Origin of the sequence: Paraburkholderia youngii (assembly GCF_013366925.1) — a bacterium.
Taxonomy (GTDB): Bacteria; Pseudomonadota; Gammaproteobacteria; order Burkholderiales; family Burkholderiaceae; genus Paraburkholderia; species Paraburkholderia youngii.
The window spans coordinates 1,293,183-1,314,144 of sequence record NZ_JAALDK010000002.1; the positions used below are offsets into that span (position 1 = coordinate 1,293,183).

Genomic DNA, 20,962 nt, shown 5'->3' on the forward strand with positions numbered 1-20,962 from the left:
GCGAGTTTATGGATTTCGATGTGATAGTGCTGGGCGCCGGGATTGTCGGCGTATCGTCCGCGCTGCAGTTGCAGGATCGCGGCCGCGGGGTGGCACTGGTGGACCGGCGCGCTCCAGGCGAAGAGACCAGCTTCGGCAACGCGGGTCTGATTGAAAGCTCGTCGGTCGTTCCGTACGGCTTTCCGCGCGATTTCGGCACGTTGCTGCGCTATGCGAAGAATCGTTCGACCGACCTGTACTGGGACTATCGGGCGTTGCCGCACTTTGCGAGTTGGCTGGCGCGCTTCTGGTGGGAATCGTCGCCCGAGCGATTGATGGCGGCCGCGCGCGACATGTTGCCATTGATCCAGCAAAGCGTTGCGGAACATGATCGGTTCATCGAGCGCGCGCAACTCGGCCATCTCATTCGCGACGGCGGCTGGATCGACGCCTATCGCACCCCAGCGGAATTTTCGCGGCAGTCGGCGGCCGCCGCAATGACTGCCAGGACCTATGGCTTGCGGGTCGCGGTGCTGGATTCGGCGGCGCTGGCCGCGCGAGAGCCGGGCCTCGCCGACGGCTTTTGTGGCGCGTTGCATTGGCAGGACCCGAAGAGCATCGTCAATCCCGGGGCACTGACTAAAGGTTATGCGGGTCTTTTCGAAGCCGGCGGCGGAACGGTGTTGACCGGCGACGCCACCACGCTGACGGCGCAAGCGGGCGCGTGGACGGTTCAGACATCGTCGGGCCGGATCAGCGCAAAAGAAGTCGTGGTGGCGCTCGGTTCATGGTCTGACCGCGTTTTCGCGCCGCTTGGTTACCGCATTCCTTTGCGCGCGAAGCGCGGTTATCACATGCACTACCGTCCGACCCGCCAGATGCTGTCGATGCCGTTCGTCGACGCGGAGCAGGGTTATGTGGTGGCGCCGATGGAAGGGCGCTTGCGGCTTACCACGGGGGTCGAGATCGCGCGTCGTGACGCCAGGCCGACAGGCATCCAGCTCGAACGCGCGGAGCGAATCGCCAGGCCAAGCTTCGGTCTGGGTGAGCGACTCGACGCGAGTCCGTGGCTCGGCCTGCGTCCTTGCACACCCGACATGCGGCCAGTCATCGGTCGCGCGCCGCGCCATCCCGGATTGTGGTTTGCATTCGGTCACAACCACCATGGCTTGACGCTGGGGCCCGTCACCGGTCGACTGTTGGCGGAGATGATGACCGGGACACCGACTTTTGCTGATGCGCGTCCGTTTCGCGCTGAACGGTTTCGTAGTTAGCGGCGGGAATGGGCCGGCCCTGAAGATTGGGTTAGGTGGCTGCACCAGGCCCGCCCTTCGGTCGACACAGGACAGTTCGATCTTGAGTTCCGGATATTCCGTCATGAAGCCAGGCAGCGCCGGCACAACGATACTGCGCGCCAGCTCGGTCGGAAGATCCACCCGCAGCGAGCTACGGAGCGCTCTTTGCTTGCTGGCGTCGAACATTGCCCGCAGCTCGTCGAGTTCGGCGAGCAGCGCCATAGCGCGCTCGTGAAACGCCCGACCGTCCTCGGTCAGTCGTACACTGCGCGTGCTCCGATGCAGGAGTCGCGCCCCGACTTCGCATTGCAATTGGGTCACGACAGCGGATGCACGGCTTTTGGAGACCCCGAGGCTCTCGGCCGCATGGGTAAAGCTCGCCATGTCGGCGAACTCGGTCCGCGCAATGCGCAGAGCCTCTTTTCTGTAAGGAGGACTATCGCATCGAGGCCGAGCCGGCCCGCCCGTAGTGCTTGGGGCACGGCCGGCTGCGTGCCTCCGGGCGGCGACGCTTCGCGCCGGGCCACGCGCGCTCAACCGCGTTGCAGGCCTCAGGTTCCCACCCGGTTGGAGCGGCCCGCGACACCATAGGCAAAGGCTGCTCCCGCGAATGCAACGCCCACGCCACAGACACCGCGCCACCCCGCGACAGCCCATCCGGCTCCCGAAAGCGCCGCCCCCAGCGCGCCGCCGACCATGAACGCACCGACGAACAGCCCGTTCAGCCGCCCGCGCGCGGCGGGATTCATGAGATTGACGGCGCGGCGGCCGAGCGTCTGATCGATGACGACGCCTGTGTCGATCGCCGCACCGCCGATGACTAGCGCCGCGATCGCGAGCCGGGGGTGGGCCTGCGGGGCGAACCCCAGTCCGCCCGATCCCGCCACGGCGATCAGCACAAGGGCCGCGATGATCAACAGGTGCGCGAACAGAAGCGCGCTGCGACCGTGCCCGCGGTCGCCCGCCTGGCCGGCGAGCGGCGTGACGACCGCGCCGCTCGCACCCGCGAGCGCGAAAAGCGCGATCCCGTGCATGCTGAATCCGAACGGTGCCTGCGCGAGCCGTAGTCCGACCGACGCCCAGAACGCGCTAAATGCCCCCATCGCCAAAGCGGCGGAGGTTGCGCGCCGCTGCAGGATGCGTTCACGCGCGAGAAGCGTCCAGAGCGATCGCAGCAAGGCAGCGTAGCGTGTGATTACCGGCGGCGCGCGGTAGGGCAGGCGCCGCATGAGCACACCCGCGAGCAACGCATTGATCAGCGCGGTCGTGCCGTAGAACGCGCGCCAGCCGGCCCAAGCCGTGATGACACTGGCGAGCGGCCGCGACAGCAGGATACCGATCATCAAGCCGCTCATCACGTTGCCCACGGCGCGGCCGCGCTGGGCCTCGGGCGCCATCGACGCGGCCATCGGCACGAGCATCTGGATCACGGTCGATGTCGCGCCCGCGAGGAATAGCGCGGCAAGGCACACCCACGCCGAACGCGCGAACATTGGCACAGCGAGGAGCAATGCGCAGCAGAACAGCGTCCGCACGATCAGGCGGCGGTTCTCGATCAGATCGACCAACGGAACGAGCAGCACGAGCCCAGTGGCGTAGCCGAGCTGCGGCAGCATCGAGACGAGGCCGCCGAGCGCATGGGGCAGACTCAGCGTGGTGGCAATCGGGCTGGTGAGCGGCTGCGCGGCGAACAGGATGATGATGAGACCGACTGCGGTGGCGAAAAAAACCGTCATCGACGTGGTGAGCTGGCCGGCCTGGCGCTCGTCGGCGCGTTCGGCGTGCGGCTGGCCGACGGTACAGGGTGAAAGATCTGCGGGGCGGGCCATGACGACGCTCCGGTTGAAGGACTTATGGTCTATGCTAGAAGTCGCATCGTTATGCGACAATTGAAATGTATTGATAATGATTATGCGAGATTGTTTTGAACACGCGTGATCTACAGGCGTTCGTGGCCGTCGTCGAGTGTGGCTCGATCGTCGGTGCCGCCGAACGGCTCCATCTAACCCAGCCCGGCCTGACGCGCCGCATCCAGAGCCTCGAAAGCACACTGGCTCTCGCGCTGCTCGACCGTCAGGAGAAGCCGCTCAAGCCGACCGCCGCCGGGCGGGAGGTCTACCTGCTTGCGCGTAATGTGCTCGGCGCCGTCGATGAACTGCTGGCCGTCGCGTCCCCAGACAGCGAGCCGGAAGGCGAACTGCGCATCGGCGTGCCGCCGTTCCTCTCCGACCTCGCGCTCGAACAGCCGCTTGACCGCTTGCGCGGCACCTACGCCAAGCTGACGCTGCGTGTTACGGCGGGCTGGTCACCGCGTCTGCTGCAATCGGTCGAACTGGCGCAGGTAGACGCCGCTGTCGTGTTGATGCCCGGTGATATCGCGCTGCCCGAGGCGTTGGTCAGTACGCGGCTCGCTTTCATGCCGACTGCCGTCGTCGCGGCGCGTTCGCTTGGGCTGCCGAAAACGCCCGTCACCCTGGAATACCTCGCGCAGCATCCATGGGTGCTCAACCAGGACGGCTGCGGCATGCGCTCGGCGCTGTCGCGCGCGCTCGCGCGGGCGGGGTTGCCGTTCAACATCGCCGTCGAGGCGTTCGGCTCCGACTTGCAGCTATCGCTTGTCGCGCGCCAACTCGGAATCGGGATCGTCTCGCCGGAAGTGCTTGCGCGCAGCCCGTTTCGCGACGTGTTGCAGGTGATTGATGTCACGGATTTCGAATCAGGCGTCGAGGTCTGGCTCGTTCACCACCCGCTACCGGGACGGCTCGTGCGGCCGATCGCACTCTTGCGCGATTCGCTGGCCGAGGTGCTGCGTGCCCATGGGATGGCGGCGGCGGATTCCTTTGAGCGCGTCGATGGCGTGGCTATCAGCAGGCAACCCGGGAAGAACGGACGCGGTAGCTGGAGCCATTCTCGATAGGGGACCTCGACGCGATTGGTTTTTTCGTGAGTGACCGAGCACCATGAACCGCTTCCTCGTTCTTTTGGGCGTGCTGTGCCTGCTTGCCGGCCTCGGATGGCGCTGGTTCGTGCGTATCCCGTTCGGCCGGCTGCCTGGCGACATCCATATCGTTCGCGGCGGTATCAATTTCCATTTCCCGATCGTCACGTGCATCGTGATTTCGGTCGTGGTGTCAGTGCTCTTGTGGTTGTTGCGACGGTAAGTGTGTGCTGCTCACTTCCCGGTGGGCTGCGGCGCGGGCACTCGCTGAAAGTCGGCATGATTCGGCGGTTGTGCGGCCACATCGACCTGTCCATGAATGCGTGCCTGATGACCATCCGCGAACATGTAGTACGGGAACGGGTGGGGCGGCTCCGAAGCCGCGTCGAGCCTGGCAATCAACTCGGGCGCCAGCACGAAGTCGAGTGCACCGAGCGATTGTTCGAGCTGCGCGGCCTTCGTCGCGCCGACGACGATGCTCGCAACCCCCCGTTTCTGATACAGCCAGTTCAGGGCGACCTGGGCCATCGGCCGATTCGCAGCGTGCGCGACTGCCTCCAGCTCGGCGACGATCGAAAAGTTGCGCGCAGATAGCTTGTCGAATCCGGGCGGCGGCGCGGTACCTAGCGTCTGCAGGCGACCACTGCCCGTTACAGCGGCCTGGTTTTGGGCGTCTTGCGACGGACGGTATTTGCCCGACAGCACGCCCATGCCAAGCGGGCTCCACGCCACGAGCCCCATGCCGAGGTGTGTAGCAAGGTCCGCGAACTCGTGTTCCGCGTTGCGTTCTATCATCGAGTATTCCAACTGCATTGCAGCGACCGGTTCGAAACCGCGCCAGTCCGCGAGCGTCTGCGCCCGACCCGCATACCACGCTGGCACGTCAGAGAGGCCGACGTAACGGATCTTGCCAGCGCTGACGGCGTCGTCCATCGCGCGCATCACTTCGTCGGCGGGCGTCATGCGGTCCCACGTGTGCAGGTAATAGAGATCGATGTAGTCTGTGCCGAGCCGCCTGAGCGAGCCTTCGAGCGCCCGAAGCAGGTTCTTCCGGTGGTTGCCGCCTGCGTTCGGGTTGCCGGGCTGCGCGTTGTACGAGTACTTCGTCGCGATCACGAGCCGCTCGCGCATCGCGCGCGCCGCTGTGAAGCGGCCGACCCATTGCTCGCTCGTGCCTTCCGTGTAAAGGTCAGCCGTGTCAATGAAGTTGCCGCCTGCGTCGACGTATAGATCGAAGAGCCGCTGCGCCGTTGCTTCGTCGGCGCCCCAGCCCCATTCGGTGCCAAACGTCATCGTGCCGAGCGACATCGGGCTCACGCGCAGGCCGGAACGACCGAGCAGGGTATAGCGATCGAGCGACATGATTGTTTCCTCCGGGGCCAGGTAAGCGACGCATTATTGTGCGCGCGTTTCTTGTGTCGCTGTCGACAGCGGCCGCGCGTTACGCTGGCCGCGGTCTTCCCACCGTTTGCGAAGGATCACGATTGCCGAGAAGTTCGACCAGCCGTGCCTCGCATTCGGAAAACGAGTAGCCGCGCCGCTGCGAGATCATGAACGTGAGGGGGCGCATGTGCCATGCGCGCCGTTGGAGTTCGACAAGTGTCCCCTTCAAGAGGTCTTCCTCGACCAGATGGCGCGGCATGTGCCCCCAGCACAAGCTTCCTCTGAGCAGATCGTGCTTCGCGCCGAGGTCATTCACCCGCCACTGTCGTTCACTGGCGACCCCCTGTTGTGTCTTTTCCGCATCGGGCTGATTGTCGGTTACGACGAGCTGGATGTGCCGGCCAAATTCCTCCCGCGGGATTGGCCCCGCGATTGAGGCCAGCGGATGGGATGGCCCGCAGACGGTCACCATTTGCGCGTCACATAGATGCTGCCTTTCTATGGTGCCGGGGCTCAGCTCCGGCACGTCCGTGATCGTCACCGCCAACGCGCACATGCCTTCGCGAACCAAACGCTCGCCGTCCTGCATGGTCGTCATGCGCAGATTGATTGCAACCGTTGGAAAGTCCGCCTGCAAGGTGCGCAGGCATTCGATCAGGTGCGCACGTGGAAAGTAGCTATCCACGGCAACCGAGACCTGTGGGACCCCAGCTTCAGCAATGGCAACCGCACGCATCTTCATTTCCTCGGTGCGCGAGATCACACCGCGAGCATCAGGCAGGAGGCTGCGGCCAGCAGCCGTCAGCGTCGCTTTGCGAGTGTTGCGCTCGAACAGCACCACATCGAAGGCGCTTTCGAGAGCGCTGATCGCGTGACTGATCGCCGACTGTGCACGCCTCAGCTCCCGTGCAGCCCCGGAAAAGCTTCCGTGATCACACACGGCGACGAAGGCCCGAAGTTGATTGATCGTGACGTTGTCGAGCATATGTATCTAAAGAATAGATGAGAAACATCCATATTTAGTCAATTGGCTTCATGAATCAAGAGCAGCAGAATCGTGTTTGTCGCTTTCGTTTCGAAGGATGCATGACATGAACAGACTGAATGGAAAGACCGCCGTGATCACCGGCGGCGCTACCGGTATCGGCCGCGCCGCGGCTCAGCGCTTCATCGAGGAGGGCGCGTTCGTTTTCGTCTTCGGCCGCCGGCAGGAAGCGCTCGACGCCGCTGTGGCCGCCCTCGGGCCCAATGCACGCGCGGTGAAGGGCTCGGTCACCGATCTGGCCGACCTCGACCGGCTCTACGCGGCGGTGAAGGCCGAGCGCGGAACCCTGGACATCGTCTTCGCCAATGCGGGGACGGGAAGCCCGCTTCCGCTCGGACAGATCACCGGCCAGCACATTGACGACACCTTCGACACCAATGTGAAGGGGACAATCTTCGCGGTCCAGAAGGCGCTGCCGCTGATGGGCTCTGGCGGTTCGATCATCCTGACCGGATCGAGCGCTGGCACCACAGGAGCCCCGGGGTTCACGGCCTACAGCGCGAGCAAGGCAGCGGTGCGCAATCTTGCCCGGACTTGGGCGGAAGACCTGAAGGGCACTGGCATCCGGATAAACGTTCTGTCGCCCGGGGCGACGGCGACCGAACTAGCGAAGGAGGCGCTAGGCGAAGAGGGCCAGAAGGCCTACGGAGCGATGACGCCGCTCCAGCGTATGGCCGATCCGGTGGAGATCGGGGCGGTCGCCGCCTTTCTTGCGTCGTCGGACAGCAGCTTCATGACCGCCAGCGAGGTCGCCGTTGACGGCGGCTTGGCACAACTCTGAGGAGAAGAATCAGATGACACAACCTCTAAAGGGCAAAACAGCTCTCGTTACCGGGGCATCACGAGGCATTGGCCGCGCCATCGCCGAACGTCTTGCAAAGGATGGTGCGACAGTCGCGCTAACCTACAACGCCAGCAAATCCAGCGCGGACGAGGCGATCGCGGCCATCGAGAAAGCGGAAGGCACCGCGTTCGCGATCCATGCGGATCTCGTTGATCCGGCGAGCGTCCCGGCCTTGTTCGAGAGACTCGACGACGAGTTCATCAAGCGCAACGGAAGCAAGGCCCTCGACATTCTGGTCAACAACGCTGGCAATTCCGGCTGGGTTGGCTTCAAGGACGCGACGCCGGAGAGTTGGGACACCCTGATGGCGGTCTACGCCCGCGCGCCGTTCTTCATCATTCAGGCCGCTCTCGATCGACTCGCCGATGGTGGACGCATCATCAACATTTCTTCCGCAGCCGCCACGAAGCCCGTGACGGCTGCGCCCGTGTACTCGATGGCGAAAGCGGCCATCAACACCCTGACCCATACGCTCGCAATCGAGCTCGGGCCGCGTGGCATCACAGCGAACGCCGTAGCGCCGGGCTTCACGCGAACGGATGCGAACGCCGATTTTCGGGCGAATCCCGAACTCGTCAAGGCGGTCGAGGCCCAAATCGCGCTGGGCCGCTTTGGCGAGCCTTCAGAAATCGCGGCCGTCGTGGCGTTCCTGGCCTCCGATGAAGGCCATTGGGTGACCGGCCAAACGATTGAAGCGAGCGGCGGCTACAAGCTCTGAGCCCGCCGGGAAACGATGGAGAAACATATGAGTTACGCAATCATTGGCTTCGGCAAGATCGGCCACGCACTTGCCAGGGCGTTCGCTCGCAATGGCATCGAAGTATCCGTTGCAACCACGCGCGACCCGGCAAGCTTTGCTTCCGATGCAGCAGCGATCGGACCTACGATCATTCCCAAAACCCTGGCGGAAGCCGTCAAGGCGGACATCATCTTTTTGGCTGTTCGTTTCGAGTCATACCCGCAGGTCGCGAAGGCGCTGCCCAACTGGAAGGGAAAGATCATCGTCGACGTGATGAACACGTTCTCCCCGCCCGAGGAACTCGACGGTCTCCCGTCGTCAGCTTTCGTCGCGAACGCGTTCACCGGAGCCAGGCTGGTGAAAGGCTTCAATCATCTGGCTGCGGCCGGCCTCGGCCAGGATCCGGCCGTGCAGGGCGGCAGGAGAGTCGTGTTCCTCGCGAGCGATGATGACGGCGCCGCAGCGGAAATTGGTGCGCTTGCGGAAAAACTCGGTTTCGCGCCAATCCAACTTGGCGGGCTTTCGGAGGGTGGACTGCTTGTGCACGCGCGCGGAAATAACTGGGGACGACTGATCTTCAAGGACTTGATCACGTTCGACTGATGACACTGGTCTGGCAGCGCTCCTGCGCGAGCGCTGTCGCGTTCTCAGCGATCAAATATGCGGGCGTCGCCTACCTGCTTCTCATTGCATGGAAAACACTCGAGGAAAAAGGACCGTTGAAGATCACGTTCGACAGCCCCGCCCGTACCGACCGGGATGTGATCTTGCACGCGATCCTCGTGAATATTCTCAACCCTAAACTCTCGATCTTCTTCTTCGCGTTCCTGCCGCAATTCATCGATCGCGGCGAAAACCAGCCTGCGCTTCGCATGCTGGAACTATCGCTCGTCTTCATGGCGATGACGTTCGTCGTTTTCATGGCATACGGCGTCTTCGCCGCGAGGGTCCGTGACCGCATTCTTTCGCGCCCCGATGTTCTCAAGTGGATGCGCCGGAGCTTTGCAGCCGCGTTCGTCGGGGTCGGGGTCAAGCTAGCCTTGGTGCAGCGGTAGGCCTCCTATCCCGGCAGGGCGTGGACGTTCGGATGCCCGGTATTGGCATGTATTCCGTTCGACGATGAGGAAGACGCGATTCCTTAGGGGCGGATTAGTAAATCCGCCCATATAATCCCCGCAGGATCACGGCTACAAGGCCATAGCTGTGGTCAAGGTGTTGGCCTTTGGCAGGGTCTCCAGTTGTTGAATGTCGGCCATCAACGCTTGGGCTTGCGCACTACTCATTCCCGCCTTTTTCGTGCAATCGAGAAATTTTTGACGGAACTCGATGGGCGACATTGGATTCTTGGGTTCGCCTTTGGCAAATGCCACCGTTTTGGTAAACGTCCGGCCATCTTTCAGAGAAACGTCAAGGCGTGTAGCACCGGGTCCGCCGCCCGGACGTGCCAGGCTTTTGTCTTCCATCGTGTTGATGCGTTTGACCATTGCCAGCAGATCAGGGCGCCGGATCGCTGCCGTAGTGAAATGTTCGAATCCGACCTTATGGTCCACCAACGCGCACGCCACAACCCAAGGATTGCTGAATTGCGCGTCCACGACAGATGTTAGGTTCTGCTTTTTGCCAAGCGGAAAGTCGAGAAGCAGATATTCGCCCGGGCCATTGTAGATGGTGATGCTTTCCACATCGGGAGCTTCAATTTTGTTCTCTGCAAACATAGTCAGCGCTGCATCGACCGCCGTATGACTACCACGGCACGACGGCCATGGCTTGAACGAGACCTCGGTCGCGGCAAAAGTACTTCCTAGTCCCTCAAAGAGGAAATCGCGCGAATACTTGTTACCGTGAAACTGATAATAAAAGCCACGGCGACCTTCCAGAATATTTTTGGCTCCTTGGACGCCCCGCTGAGATAGACGCGCAGCCATTACGCCGGCATAGGAAGCGAAGCCAGCGCCCATACGCTTCGTCAATGCACCGTCCAGATGTGCTTGGGAATTACCTGAGGCTTGATGAAATGCAATACCCAATGCGGATATCAACTGATCGCGCGTCAACCCCATCAGCTTACCTGCGACAAAAGTTGAAGCGAAATATCCATAAAGACTAGTGTTGTGCCAGCCCACAATGAACGCATCGACGCCAGGCTGTGCCGAATTGGCCAATCGACAGGCAAGGTCCACGCCCAAAGCCGTAGCCGTAATTAGATCCCTGCCGCTGACATTGCCGAGCATATCGGTTACGGTTAAGGCGGCCGGAATCGTGATGACCGAGGGGTGCATGAAAGACCGCTCATAGGTATCGTCATAGTCGAGAGCGTCAGCCATGATTGCATTGACGCGAGCAGCATCCTGGGCGGGAACCTGAATGCTGGTACCCCAGATTGCGGCTTCGCGCTTACCGGCCATATCGATGGTGAACTCGCGTATCTCTTTGGCTCCTGGCTCATTGGTGCCCCCTAGCGCCGCGCCCACTGTATCCAGAATCTGATTCTTGGTTATGGCAATCACCGCGCTCGGCAGGTTGTCATAGGTGGTCTGCAAACAATAGTCTGCAAGCGCAACGATGTCATCCGGACCAGCGGCGCTCTGCGCTGGAGGCTTCTGTGCCACCGTCGCATCCGCATGGGCGGACGCGGGAGTCAGCATCAATCCGCCGACCGATGCAATTGAGGTATGGATAAATGATCTGCGATTTAGTTTGGTCATTTTGCTTTCTGAAACGGGGCCGGTGAAAAGTGCATCCGCCTCTCGATCATTACGGACGATGAACGCAAATCCACTACCGTGTATTCAGGCCCAACATAGCAGCGACGCGGGTGCGACCAGCAGGGTCACGTCTTCATTTTAGTATGTGCATTTAGACGGCTGTTTCGTATACATGGATATTATGCAATGCAATTGCGATGTTGCACCTGCGGGCCAATGACGCAAATAGGTAAATCCCCGACCTTGGGCAAGAATGGCGAGCGTGGCAGGCGGATCGTGTGCTGGAGTCGGCCGGTTATCCTGTGAGTTCGTTGATCGCGAATCGTCTTCCGCGCTGTGGGCAGTCGCCGCCGCCGACACGTGGCAATGGTTCCCGTTCACGATGCTAATGGTGCTGGCCACATTGCAGACCATTCCCGACGATCCGCTCGAAGCGGCGAGCCTCGATGGCGCAGGGCGCTGGCAATTGTTTCGCTATATCGTGCTGCCATCTCCCGCCGCCCGGCGGCGCAGGCGCGCCGCAGTCGTTTCTGACGACCAAGCTGTCGGGCTGCATGGACTTTCAACGCAGGGTCCGAAAGCTCTAACTGCATGAAGCAGGCTTACATCATCGGAATGTGCAGATGATGCGGATCGTTCAATGTCTGCGCCACGCACTGCAGCGCGTACCGACAATCGTCTCTGTCTTGCGGGCCCCCGAGACAGAGCCTGATTGCATTCGGCGGATTGCCGTCCGTGGAGAAAGCAGGGCCCCCCACCGCGCCAACGCCCTGGTTGCGCAATTGCAGCGCGAGCTCGGGCGCGTTCCAGTCGCAATGCGGAGGAATCCGCAACCATAAATGGAAGCCATCGTCGTGCGCGTCGTAGTGCCAGTCGGCTAGTTCCTGTGCCACGATCGCCTGGCGCGCATTGGCTTCTTTGCGGATCGCGTCGAGCATTTCATGTGCGGTCCCGTCATTGACCCATTGCGTTGCCAGCATCACAGTGAAAGGACTCGGCATCACAGTCGTGGCGCGCAACGCGCCCGCCACACGTTGTGTCTGCCGCACAGTGGGCGCGCGCAGATAGGCGACCCGCAAGCCCGCACCCAGCGTTTTAGAAAAGCCGGTGACATACCACGTCAATTCGGGGGCGAGCGTGGCAAGTGCCACAGGCTTGTTTGATGGCAGCCATCCGTAGGCATCGTCTTCGATGATGGGGACGCTGTAGCGCAGCGCGACATCCGCGAGCGCCTCGCGCCGCTGTAACGACAGCGTGAGCGTGCTCGGATTCTGCAGCGTAGGGTTGCAGTAGAACGCGCCCGGTTTTTCGCTCCTGCAGAGCGCTTCGAATGCATGCGGCAGCGGACCTTCGTCGTCGCGCGGCAGTGGCTGCAGGCGCACACCCATTTGCGATGCGATCGCCTTGATGCCCGGATAGGCGAGCGTATCGAGGCAGATCGTGTCGCCCGGTCGCGCAAGCTGCGATACGAGCGCGACGAGGGCACTGTGAATGCCGGGACACACCAGTACCGTACCTTCTTCGCAATCCGGTAAGCGTTGCTTGAGCCACGCTCGGCCGGCCGCGCGATCGTCGGGCGTTCCGCCGAAGTCCTGGTAACGCAGCAGGCGATAGGGATCGGTATGCGCGAGCAGGCTCGCCGCCGATTCCCGCAACCGTGGCGCAAGCTCGGGGGGCTCGGGCGGCATGTTCATCGACATCTCGACACTGCTTCCGCCGGCAAGCGGCAAGGTCTGCGTACGTCCACGCACGAAGGTGCCGCTGCCCGCGCGGGCATCGAGCAGGCCGCGCTTGCGCGCCTCCGCATAGGCGCGCGCGATGGTCGTGTAGTTCAGATGCAAGGCACCCGCAAGATCGCGCAATCCGGGCAACCGGTCGCGCGGACGCAGACGTCCGCTCGCCAGATCCTCTTCGATCAGATCCGGTATCACGAGATACGCCGGCTTGCGGCTTTCGGTCAGCCGTTTGAGCCAGTGATGCGTGAGACTGTCCATGCCAATAATTCCCAATGCGGATTCCTGATTGCCTTTATTCAAAAGTAGCACAGCGTTCTCCCGAAAAATAATCGGTATTGGTTCAATTCAAGACTTGATCGCATTGATCGGACCGTGCCCGCTTAAGGGGTAGTGCGCACCAAGCAGACGCGAACGATGCGCTTTCGCTGCCCAAAGACGGTGCGCGAGCAAATTTGCAAATAGTCTGAAAAGCCCGTCGAACAAGGCTCCTAAAGAAATTTTTCGGATCGCTCGAACCATCCTGTTCTGATTGATTGGAAGTTGATTGCATGAACCGGGCCGGAAATTGGCACATGCGTTGCAATAAACGATTCGCCATCCGGTTCTTTCCGGTTGAGCAATCCGATCAATGACACGACTTGTTGGAGAGCGAAATGCCCGCCGTCAATCAACCTCTGCATCAGAAAGGCGACTACCTGGTCGACTACGAAGAGAAGGTCTTTCCCGACGTCAAGGCCGAGCCCGGTGAAAAAGCACTGGTGACGTTTCATACGGTCGCATTCGAAGGATCGATCGGCTTCGTCAATCTTCTGCAGGCGACGCGCCTTCAGCGCAAGGGCTTCGATACGTCGGTGCTGCTCTATGGCCCGGGCGTGACGCTGGGCCTGCAACGCGGCTTCCCGACACTCGGCGACGAAGCGTTTCCCGGTCATCTGAATTTCAATAACCAACTGGTCAAGTTCATGGCGGAGGGCGGCAAGGTCTATGCGTGCCGCTTTGCATTGCAGGCACTGTACGGTCACGGCGAGGCGTCGCTGATCGAAGGCATCCGGCCGATCAACCCGCTCGATGTGCTCGATCTCCAGTTGCTTCATCGCAAGGAAGACGCGCTGATCATCCACACGTGGACCGTTTGAGCGCGCCGGGTGCCGATCATGTCCGAGCAACGAATCATCCGTGCGGCGGCGGTGCAGATTGCGCCGGAGTTCGAGCGTCCCGGCGGCACGCTCGAGAAGGTGTGCGCCGCCATCGACGAAGCCGCGCAACAGGGCGTACGGCTGATCGTTTTTCCCGAGACATTCGTGCCGTACTACCCGTATTTCTCTTTCGTGCGTCCGCCGGTGGCGTCGGGCGCCGATCACATGCGTCTCTATGAGCAGGCCGTCGTCGTGCCGGGGCCAGTCACTCAGGCTGTGTCGGAACGTGCGCGGCGTCATGCGATGGTCGTCGTGCTCGGCGTCAACGAGCGCGATCACGGCAGCCTGTACAACACGCAACTCGTGTTCGACGTCGACGGTCGCCTCGTGCTCAAGCGCCGCAAGATCACGCCGACGTTTCATGAACGGATGATCTGGGGACAAGGCGACGCCGCGGGTCTCAAGGTTGCGCACACGGGCATCGCACGGGTCGGCGCGCTCGCGTGCTGGGAGCATTACAACCCGCTCGCGCGCTATGCGCTGATGACGCAGCACGAAGAGATCCATTGCAGCCAGTTTCCCGGCTCGCTCGTTGGTCCGATTTTCGCCGAGCAGATCGAGGTCACGATCCGTCATCACGCGCTCGAATCGGGCTGCTTCGTCGTCAATTCGACGGGCTGGCTCAGCGAAGCGCAAATCGAGTCGGTGACGACCGACCCTAAGCTGCAACAGGCGCTGCGCGGCGGTTGCATGACGGCCATCGTTTCGCCCGAAGGGCAGCACCTTGCCGAGCCGCTGCGCGAAGGCGAAGGGATGGTCGTCGCCGATCTCGACATGGCACTGATCACCAAGCGCAAACGCATGATGAATTCGGTCGGCCACTATGCGCGTCCTGAATTGCTCAGTCTTGCCATCAACGATCGCCCCGCGACGCCCGTCGCGCCGATGTCTGCGGCGTTTTCGACCGCGAGCGCGGACCTTGGGTCCGAAACCACGAGTGGAGGTCAGGATGAATGCCAGCACGAATCTGTCGTCTGAGGGCGCAAGTGCGCGCGAGATGATGGAATTGCGTACCGAGTTGCAGTCGGCAGGCCTGCGTCTCGTCGATCCGAGCGCGGGCGCCGCGAGCCGGCGTGGTGGCGCGGGACCTTCCGACCACAAGGCCGTGACGGTCGATGGCGTGACGATCATGGTGCCGGTGCACACGAGCTCGGCGTGGAATTCGCCGTTCGTCGCGGGCGTGCCCGACGAAGCGGGCGAAAGCGCGCTGATGCGCGGCACGATTCCGATTGCGAACATCACTTTCCCGAAAGCGCCACGCTTCACGCGGCTGCAAACGCTCGACGGCGTGCCCTATTCGCACATCGCGACGCTGCACGGAACAGATGTGCTCGCTACGACGGTGCTGCAAACCTGCATCCGCTACGAAAGCCGCAAGAAGACATGCAAGTTTTGCGCGATCGGCCAGTCGCTCGCGGCGGGTCGCACGATCGCGCGCAAGACCCCGGAGCAGTTGGCCGAGGTCGCGCGCGCCGCAGTCCTGCTCGATGGCGTCAGGCACATGGTGCTCACGACGGGCACGCCACCCACGCCCGATCGCGGCGCGCGGATTCTATGCGAGAGCGCGTTCGCGATCAGGGCGGCCGTCGATCTGCCCATCCAGGCGCAATGCGAGCCGCCCGACGACGACCTCTGGTTCGAGCGAATGAAGGCGAGCGGCATTGATACGCTGGGTATGCATCTCGAAGTGGTGAGCCCCGAAGTGCGCGCCCGCGTGATGCCGGGCAAGGCGAGCGTGCCCATTTCGCGTTACATGGAAGCGTTCAGGGCGGCTGTCGCGGTGTTCGGCAGGGGGCAGGTCAGCACGTACATACTCGCGGGTCTCGGCGATACGGCCGAGGCGATCCTGTCGATCTCGCGCGAGTTGATCGACATCGGCGTCTATCCGTTCGTCGTGCCGTTCGTGCCGATCAGCGGCACGCCGCTCGAAGATCACCCCGCGCCCACGCCCGAGTTCATGAAGTCGATACTCGCGCCGCTCGGCGCGATGCTGCGCGATGCGAAGATGCGCTCCGCCGACATCAAGGCCGGTTGCGGAAAATGCGGCGCGTGCTCGTCGCTGGCATCGTACGAGGTCTAGCCATGTACTGCGAAACCTTCGACGAATCCGACGCGTTGCCACTTGCGTTCACGCCGGCCGAATACCGCGTGAAATGGGCCACGCTGCCATGGGAAAGCAACGAAGCGTATGCACTGCGGCGCGCGGTGTTCTGCGTCGAACAGGGCATCTTCGTCGGCGACGACCGCGACGACATCGACCATCACGCGAAGCTGCTCGTCGCGCTCAGCTGCGTTGCTGGCGTGCCCGAACAGGTGGTGGGGACGGTGCGGATTCACGCAACGCAGCCGCGCACGTGGCTCGGCTCGCGCCTCGCGGTGCACGCCGCGTTCCGTTCGCACGGCAAGCTCGGCTCGACGCTGATCAGGCTGGCTGTCAGCAGCGCGCAAGCGCTTGGATGCGAGACCTTTCTCGCGCATGTGCAGAGCCAGAACGTACCGTTGTTCCGGCGGCTGAACTGGCAGACGGTCGCGGAAGAAACGCTGTTCGGCCGGCCGCATCACCTGATGGAGGCGGATCTCGCGCATTACCCGCCGTGCCATACGCCGGAGAGCGGTTTCGTCACGTCGTGGCGGGGGCGATCATGAGCCTGCGCGATCTGGTCGAACGCATGCGCGAAAGCCGCGGCTTTCGCCACAAGACCGACATAGCGGGCGTGGTTGCATCGCTGGCGGCGCATTTGCCCCATGGTGCGCGCGATCTCGCCCAGGCCGTCGCAGTGGGAGACGACTGTGCGGCGATTGCCGATGGCGACGGTTATCTGCTCTTTGCGATCGAAGGGCTGGTGTCCGATTTCGTCGCGTCGATGCCCTGGTTCGCGGGCTATAGCAGCGTGATGGTCAACATTAGCGACGTCTACGCGATGGGCGGCCGGCCGCTTGCGGTGGTCGATGCGCTGTGGAGCGACGGGCTCGGCGCGGCCGAAGAGATTCTCGCGGGTATCGCGGCGGCATCGCGCGCGTATGGCGTCGCCGTCGTCGGCGGCCATAGCAATGCGCGCAGCGCTCAGCCACAACTGGCGGTGTCGATTGTCGGCCGCGCGCAGAGGCTGCTGTCCAGTTTCAACGCGCAGCCTGGCGATTGTCTGATCATGGCCGTCGATCTGCGGGGCCGTTTCGAAGATCCCTATCCATTCTGGAACGCATCGGTCGGCGCACCGGCGCAACGCTTGCGCGGCGATCTCGAACTGTTGCCGCTGCTCGCGGAAAGCGGTCTTTGCGATGCGGCGAAAGACATCAGTATGGCGGGGGTGCTCGGCACGTCGTTGATGCTGCTCGAATGCTCGGGCGTCGGTGCGCGCATCGATCTCGACGCGATTCCGCGGCCAGCGGAGGTCGATTTCGAACGTTGGCTCAACGCGTTTCCGAGCTTCGGCTTCCTGCTGTCGGTTCGCGAAGAACATTGCGAAGCAGTCATTGCGCGCTTCCGGCAGCGCGATCTGGCTTGCGCAACGATAGGGCGCGTGCACGCATCGCGCGAAGTCGTCGTGATGCAAGAAACGGATGCCGCGCTGCTATGGAGTTTCGGCGATGGCCCTTTTATCGGTGCCCCAGCGCCGTTGTCAGCATGAGCGCCACGCCATTGCGCATTGCGCTCTTCACGCACTCGGTGAATCCGCGTGGCGGCGTCGTACACACGCTCGAACTCGGGCGCGCGCTGCAAGACGCAGGGCACGATGTGACGATCTTCGCGCCTTCGGTCAACGGCGCGCGGATGTTTCGTGCTTCGCCTTGCCGGATCGTGCCCGCTCCGGTCGATGTGCACGGCAACGATACGGTAGCGATGGTGCAGATGCGCATCGACGCGCTCAAGGCCGCATTGCGCGCCGACGGACCTTCGGGCTTCGACATCCTTCACGCGCAAGACGGGATCGGCGGCAATGCGCTCGCCGAGCTTCGTCAGGAAGGGGTGATACGCGGCTTCGTGCGTACCGTCCATCATCTCGATGCGTTCAGCGATCCTCGTTTGATCGAATGGCAGCGGCGCGCGTATGCGGATGCCGACGCGGTCTTCTGCGTCAGCGAGACATGGACGCGCAGGATGCTGAAGGATTACGGCACCGCGGCATCGACCGTGAGCAACGGCGTCGATGTCGAGCGTTTCCGGGCCGCCGACGCGGGGAACGATACGACCGCGCTCGCGAAATTCGGAATCGGTGGTGCGCCGGTCGTACTGGCGGTGGGCGGTATCGAAGCGCGCAAGAACACGCTGCAACTTCTCGACGCGTTTGCTTTGTTCCGACGCACGCACACCGATGGGCAACTGGTCATCGCAGGCGGCGCAAGTCTGCTCGACCACGACGTTTATACACGGCGATTCGTCGAGCGGGCCACGCAATTGAACCTCGCGATTGGACGAGGCGAGGCAATCGTCGTCACGGGCGCGCTGCGCGACGAAGAGATTCCCGCATTGATGCGACGTGCCGATGTCGTATCGATGGTGTCGCGGTGCGAGGGTTTCGGGCTTGTCGTGCTGGAAGCGTTAGCCGTGGGGACGCCCGTCGTCGTCTCGCGGATCGAGCCGTTTACGGAGCATCTGAATGAGCGCGTCTGCTGCTGGGCGCAACCTGACGACGCGGGCAGCATCGCGCAAGCGCTGCAACACGCGCTCGACCGGCGCGGGGGCATCGACTTCGAGTACGCGGTGCCCGACCTGCTGAATCGCTTCAGTTGGCGCGAGAGCGCCCGCCGCCATATCGGTTTGTACCGGCGCTATGCACAGCCCGCCGCCGCCTGAATCTCTCTTTCAAAGGAAACGCGATGCCTGTCATGCATTTCAGGGTCCGGTGGCCGGACGGCACCGAGGCCAACTGCTATTCGCCCTCGACCGTAGTCGGCGAATACTTCGTTGCCGGGCAGCGCTATGCGCTCGACGACTTCGTCGAACTGGCGCGCGAAGCGCTTCATATCGGCTCGGAACGCGTACGCGAGAAGTACGGCTTCGCGTGCTCGGCTGCGATGGACCAGCTTGCGCAGATCGAGGCGCAGGCGGAGCGCTTCGCCTCGGATGCGCAGGCCAAGGTGCATATCGTCGAACTTTTGTGAAACCCGAGTGCCGCTCGCGTCACGAGCAGGACGGCGCGCCGGCCCATCCAATGAACAGCAGGAACGAATCATGTCGAACTCGAATGCGATGACGCAAACCGGATCGAACCAGCCTCCGCACTATACGGTTATCGTCGTAGGCGGCGGTCAGGCTGGTCTGTCGATCAGTTTTTATCTGAAAGAAGCGGGCATCGATCATCTCGTCATCGAGAAACACACGCTCACCCATACGTGGCGCTCGCAGCGCTGGGACGCTTTCTGTCTCGTCACGCCGAACTGGCAATGCGCGCTGCCCGGCTATCCGTATCGCGGCGACGATCCGCACGGCTTCATGAAGAAGGACGAGATCATCGCGTATCTGGATGGATTCATCGAAATGGTCGATGCGCCCGTGGTCGATCATACGGAGGTCAGGCGCGTCAGGTGTCAGCATGACGGCAGCTATGTGGTGTCGACGTCGAATGGCGAATTCACGGCCGATCATGTGGTCGTCGCATCGGGTGGCTATCACACGCCTATCGTGCCGCGGATGGCGGAACGCTTGCCGCACGGCATCGTGCAGTTGCAGTCGTCGCAGTACCGCAGTCCGCAGACCTTGCCCGAAGGCGCGGTGCTCGTCGTGGGATCGGGGCAATCCGGCGCGCAGATCGCGGAGGACCTGCAGATCGCGGGTCGCAAGGTGTATCTGGCGGTCGGCGAGGCGCCGCGTTGCGCGCGCTTCTATCGCGGCCGGGATGTGGTGGATTGGCTCGCCGACATGGGCTACTACGAGATGCCCGTCGATCAGCATCCGTTGCGCGAAGGCGTGCGGGACAACACGAATCACTACGTCACGGGCCGCGACGGCGGCCGCGATATCGACTTGCGACGCTTTGCGCTCGAAGGAATGGAACTGTACGGCCGGCTTGACGATGTGCGCGACGGCCACCTTCATTTCGCGCCGAACCTGACCGGCAATCTGGAAAGCGCCGACGACACGTACAACCGCATCAATGCGAGCATCGATGCCTTCATCGACAGAAAGGGCATCGACGCGCCGCCGGGGGTGCCGTATGAACCCGTGTGGAAGCCCGAAGGCGAACGCACGTCGCTCGATCTGGCGGCGAGCGGCATCGGGTCGATTATCTGGTGCATCGGGTTCACGCCGGACTTCAGTTGGATCGACGCCCCCGTATTCAATGGACGAGGCTATCCTGCCCACGTACGCGGCGTGACGCCGCAAGCCGGGTTGTATTTCATCGGCTTGCCGTGGCTGCATACCTGGGGGTCGGGCCGCTTCTCCGGCATTGCGCGCGATGCGGCGCATGTCGTCGATGCGATCCGCTCGGCAATCGGTGTATCGCATACCGCATCGGCGAGTCTCGCTGCATGAAGCTCATTCATCGCGTTCGAAAGAATACGATCGTCCCGGCCTAAAAACGATAAACGGGATCGCTTATACAGAAGGGACCATGCCCTGAAAGCGCCGCTTAGGATCGAAGCAGGCTATCGGTGCAAGGGAACCGACTATTGTCGATTTCTTGACTCCCCGCTCGTCGTACGTATGGGCGGTCGTGTTGCGATGCGCTGCCGACCGTCACCAATGGTCCGTATGGGAAAAGGAGTTTCCGAATGACTTACGTCGATGGATTTGTTGTCCCCGTGCCTACAGCCAACCGCGAAGTTTACAGACAGTTCGCCGAAAGAGCGGCGGCCGTCTTCAAGGAGCACGGCGCGTTGAAGGTGGTCGAATGCTGGGGAGATGACGTGCCGGAAGGCAAGGTGACGTCGTTTCCAATGGCGATCAAGCGCAAGGATGATGAGACAGTGGTGTTCTCCTGGGTTGTCTGGCCGTCGCGTCAGTCGCGAGACGAAGGAATGAAAGCGGTAATGGCCGACCCGCGGCTGCAACCAGATAAAGATCCAATGCCTTTTGACGGCCAGCGGCTAATTTATGGCGGTTTCGAAACGATTGTCGACGCGTGATGGCAGAAGAACATGGCGTCGGTTCGCGTTGAGA

The 20,962-nt window shown here is 62.4% G+C and carries 22 protein-coding genes and 1 pseudogene; 17 read left to right on the plus strand and 6 right to left on the minus strand.

What is annotated here, in order from left to right:
• Nucleotides 1-8: 8 nt before the first annotated feature.
• The gene (locus G5S42_RS37300) at nt 9-1,253 is read left to right on the plus strand and encodes an NAD(P)/FAD-dependent oxidoreductase (protein ID WP_176111712.1); all 1,245 of its coding nucleotides are present in this window, start codon (nt 9-11) and stop codon (nt 1,251-1,253) included.
• 321 nt (nt 1,254-1,574) lie between these two features.
• Here the strand turns inward: G5S42_RS37300 and G5S42_RS45510 are convergent.
• Nucleotides 1,575-1,931, minus strand: a pseudogene (locus G5S42_RS45510) (hypothetical protein); the annotation flags it as partial.
• Nucleotides 1,826-3,103, minus strand: a complete 1,278-nt coding sequence (locus G5S42_RS37310) for an MFS transporter (RefSeq protein WP_176111713.1) — start codon at nt 3,101-3,103, stop codon at nt 1,826-1,828. The pseudogene G5S42_RS45510 and the gene G5S42_RS37310, both read right to left, overlap by 106 nt.
• Before the next feature lie 95 nt (nt 3,104-3,198).
• On the opposite strand from G5S42_RS37310, the gene G5S42_RS37315 reads away from it, so the two are divergent.
• Both G5S42_RS37315 and G5S42_RS37320 read left to right on the plus strand, forming a co-directional pair.
• Entirely contained in the window at nt 3,199-4,191 is a 993-nt protein-coding gene (locus G5S42_RS37315) for a LysR family transcriptional regulator (protein ID WP_176111714.1), read from the plus strand.
• A gap of 43 nt (nt 4,192-4,234) precedes the next feature.
• Entirely contained in the window at nt 4,235-4,435 is a 201-nt protein-coding gene (locus tag G5S42_RS37320) for a DUF2905 domain-containing protein (protein WP_176111715.1), read from the plus strand.
• Between the two features lie 11 nt (nt 4,436-4,446).
• Here G5S42_RS37320 and G5S42_RS37325 read toward each other — a convergent pair whose 3' ends face one another.
• A complete protein-coding gene (locus G5S42_RS37325; RefSeq protein ID WP_176111716.1) occupies nt 4,447-5,574 on the minus strand; it encodes an aldo/keto reductase in 1,128 nt (375 codons plus the stop codon).
• Between the two features lie 79 nt (nt 5,575-5,653).
• A complete protein-coding gene (locus G5S42_RS37330) occupies nt 5,654-6,580 on the minus strand; it encodes a LysR family transcriptional regulator (protein WP_176111717.1) in 927 nt (308 codons plus the stop codon).
• 106 nt (nt 6,581-6,686) lie between these two features.
• On the opposite strand from G5S42_RS37330, the gene G5S42_RS37335 reads away from it, so the two are divergent.
• Genes G5S42_RS37335 through G5S42_RS37350 form a run of 4 tightly spaced genes read left to right on the plus strand, consistent with a single transcriptional unit; the run spans nt 6,687 to nt 9,278 of the window.
• Nucleotides 6,687-7,421, plus strand: coding sequence for an SDR family NAD(P)-dependent oxidoreductase (locus G5S42_RS37335; protein ID WP_176111718.1), 735 nt, complete (start codon nt 6,687-6,689; stop codon nt 7,419-7,421).
• Nucleotides 7,422-7,434: 13 nt separating this feature from the next.
• Nucleotides 7,435-8,202 (plus strand): SDR family NAD(P)-dependent oxidoreductase, encoded by a 768-nt coding sequence (locus tag G5S42_RS37340; protein ID WP_176112012.1) that lies wholly within the window; start codon nt 7,435-7,437, stop codon nt 8,200-8,202.
• 27 nt (nt 8,203-8,229) lie between these two features.
• Entirely contained in the window at nt 8,230-8,826 is a 597-nt protein-coding gene (locus G5S42_RS37345) for an NADPH-dependent F420 reductase (protein ID WP_176111719.1), read from the plus strand.
• Nucleotides 8,826-9,278 (plus strand): LysE family translocator, encoded by a 453-nt coding sequence (locus G5S42_RS37350; protein ID WP_176111720.1) that lies wholly within the window; start codon nt 8,826-8,828, stop codon nt 9,276-9,278. Before G5S42_RS37345 ends, G5S42_RS37350 begins: the two co-directional genes overlap by 1 nt.
• Nucleotides 9,279-9,410: 132 nt before the next feature.
• Here G5S42_RS37350 and G5S42_RS37355 read toward each other — a convergent pair whose 3' ends face one another.
• Nucleotides 9,411-10,928, minus strand: coding sequence for an MmgE/PrpD family protein (locus tag G5S42_RS37355; RefSeq protein WP_246392339.1), 1,518 nt, complete (start codon nt 10,926-10,928; stop codon nt 9,411-9,413).
• A gap of 253 nt (nt 10,929-11,181) precedes the next feature.
• Here G5S42_RS37355 and G5S42_RS37360 point away from each other — a divergent pair, with 253 nt between their 5' ends.
• Nucleotides 11,182-11,523: a carbohydrate ABC transporter permease gene (locus tag G5S42_RS37360; RefSeq protein WP_176111721.1), complete on the plus strand. Its 342-nt coding sequence runs from the start codon at nt 11,182-11,184 to the stop codon at nt 11,521-11,523.
• 7 nt (nt 11,524-11,530) lie between these two features.
• Here G5S42_RS37360 and G5S42_RS37365 read toward each other — a convergent pair whose 3' ends face one another.
• On the minus strand, nt 11,531-12,922 hold the full coding sequence (locus G5S42_RS37365; protein ID WP_176111722.1) for an aminotransferase-like domain-containing protein: 1,392 nt from the start codon (nt 12,920-12,922) through the stop codon (nt 11,531-11,533).
• Nucleotides 12,923-13,317: 395 nt separating this feature from the next.
• On the opposite strand from G5S42_RS37365, the gene G5S42_RS37370 reads away from it, so the two are divergent.
• The 9 genes from G5S42_RS37370 to G5S42_RS37410 all read left to right on the plus strand — a co-directional run bounded on the left by G5S42_RS37370 (nt 13,318) and on the right by G5S42_RS37410 (nt 20,928).
• Nucleotides 13,318-13,800: an MSMEG_0572/Sll0783 family nitrogen starvation response protein gene (locus tag G5S42_RS37370; protein ID WP_013093336.1), complete on the plus strand. Its 483-nt coding sequence runs from the start codon at nt 13,318-13,320 to the stop codon at nt 13,798-13,800.
• An 18-nt stretch (nt 13,801-13,818) separates the two neighbouring features.
• Entirely contained in the window at nt 13,819-14,838 is a 1,020-nt protein-coding gene (locus tag G5S42_RS37375; protein WP_176111723.1) for a Nit6803 family nitrilase, read from the plus strand.
• Entirely contained in the window at nt 14,810-15,940 is a 1,131-nt protein-coding gene (locus G5S42_RS37380; RefSeq protein WP_176111724.1) for an MSMEG_0568 family radical SAM protein, read from the plus strand. The genes G5S42_RS37375 and G5S42_RS37380 overlap by 29 nt, the downstream gene beginning before the upstream one ends.
• Nucleotides 15,941-15,942: 2 nt before the next feature.
• The gene (locus G5S42_RS37385; protein ID WP_176111725.1) at nt 15,943-16,506 is read left to right on the plus strand and encodes an MSMEG_0567/Sll0786 family nitrogen starvation N-acetyltransferase; all 564 of its coding nucleotides are present in this window, start codon (nt 15,943-15,945) and stop codon (nt 16,504-16,506) included.
• Nucleotides 16,503-17,489, plus strand: a complete 987-nt coding sequence (locus tag G5S42_RS37390; RefSeq protein WP_176111726.1) for a sll0787 family AIR synthase-like protein — start codon at nt 16,503-16,505, stop codon at nt 17,487-17,489. Before G5S42_RS37385 ends, G5S42_RS37390 begins: the two co-directional genes overlap by 4 nt.
• The gene (locus G5S42_RS37395; protein ID WP_176111727.1) at nt 17,486-18,655 is read left to right on the plus strand and encodes an MSMEG_0565 family glycosyltransferase; all 1,170 of its coding nucleotides are present in this window, start codon (nt 17,486-17,488) and stop codon (nt 18,653-18,655) included. Before G5S42_RS37390 ends, G5S42_RS37395 begins: the two co-directional genes overlap by 4 nt.
• Nucleotides 18,656-18,678: 23 nt before the next feature.
• Nucleotides 18,679-18,963: an MSMEG_0570 family nitrogen starvation response protein gene (locus G5S42_RS37400; RefSeq protein WP_176111728.1), complete on the plus strand. Its 285-nt coding sequence runs from the start codon at nt 18,679-18,681 to the stop codon at nt 18,961-18,963.
• Nucleotides 18,964-19,033: 70 nt separating this feature from the next.
• Entirely contained in the window at nt 19,034-20,335 is a 1,302-nt protein-coding gene (locus G5S42_RS37405; RefSeq protein ID WP_176111729.1) for an MSMEG_0569 family flavin-dependent oxidoreductase, read from the plus strand.
• Between the two features lie 239 nt (nt 20,336-20,574).
• On the plus strand, nt 20,575-20,928 hold the full coding sequence (locus G5S42_RS37410; RefSeq protein ID WP_176111730.1) for a DUF1428 domain-containing protein: 354 nt from the start codon (nt 20,575-20,577) through the stop codon (nt 20,926-20,928).
• The last annotated feature ends 34 nt before the right edge of the window (nt 20,929-20,962 follow it).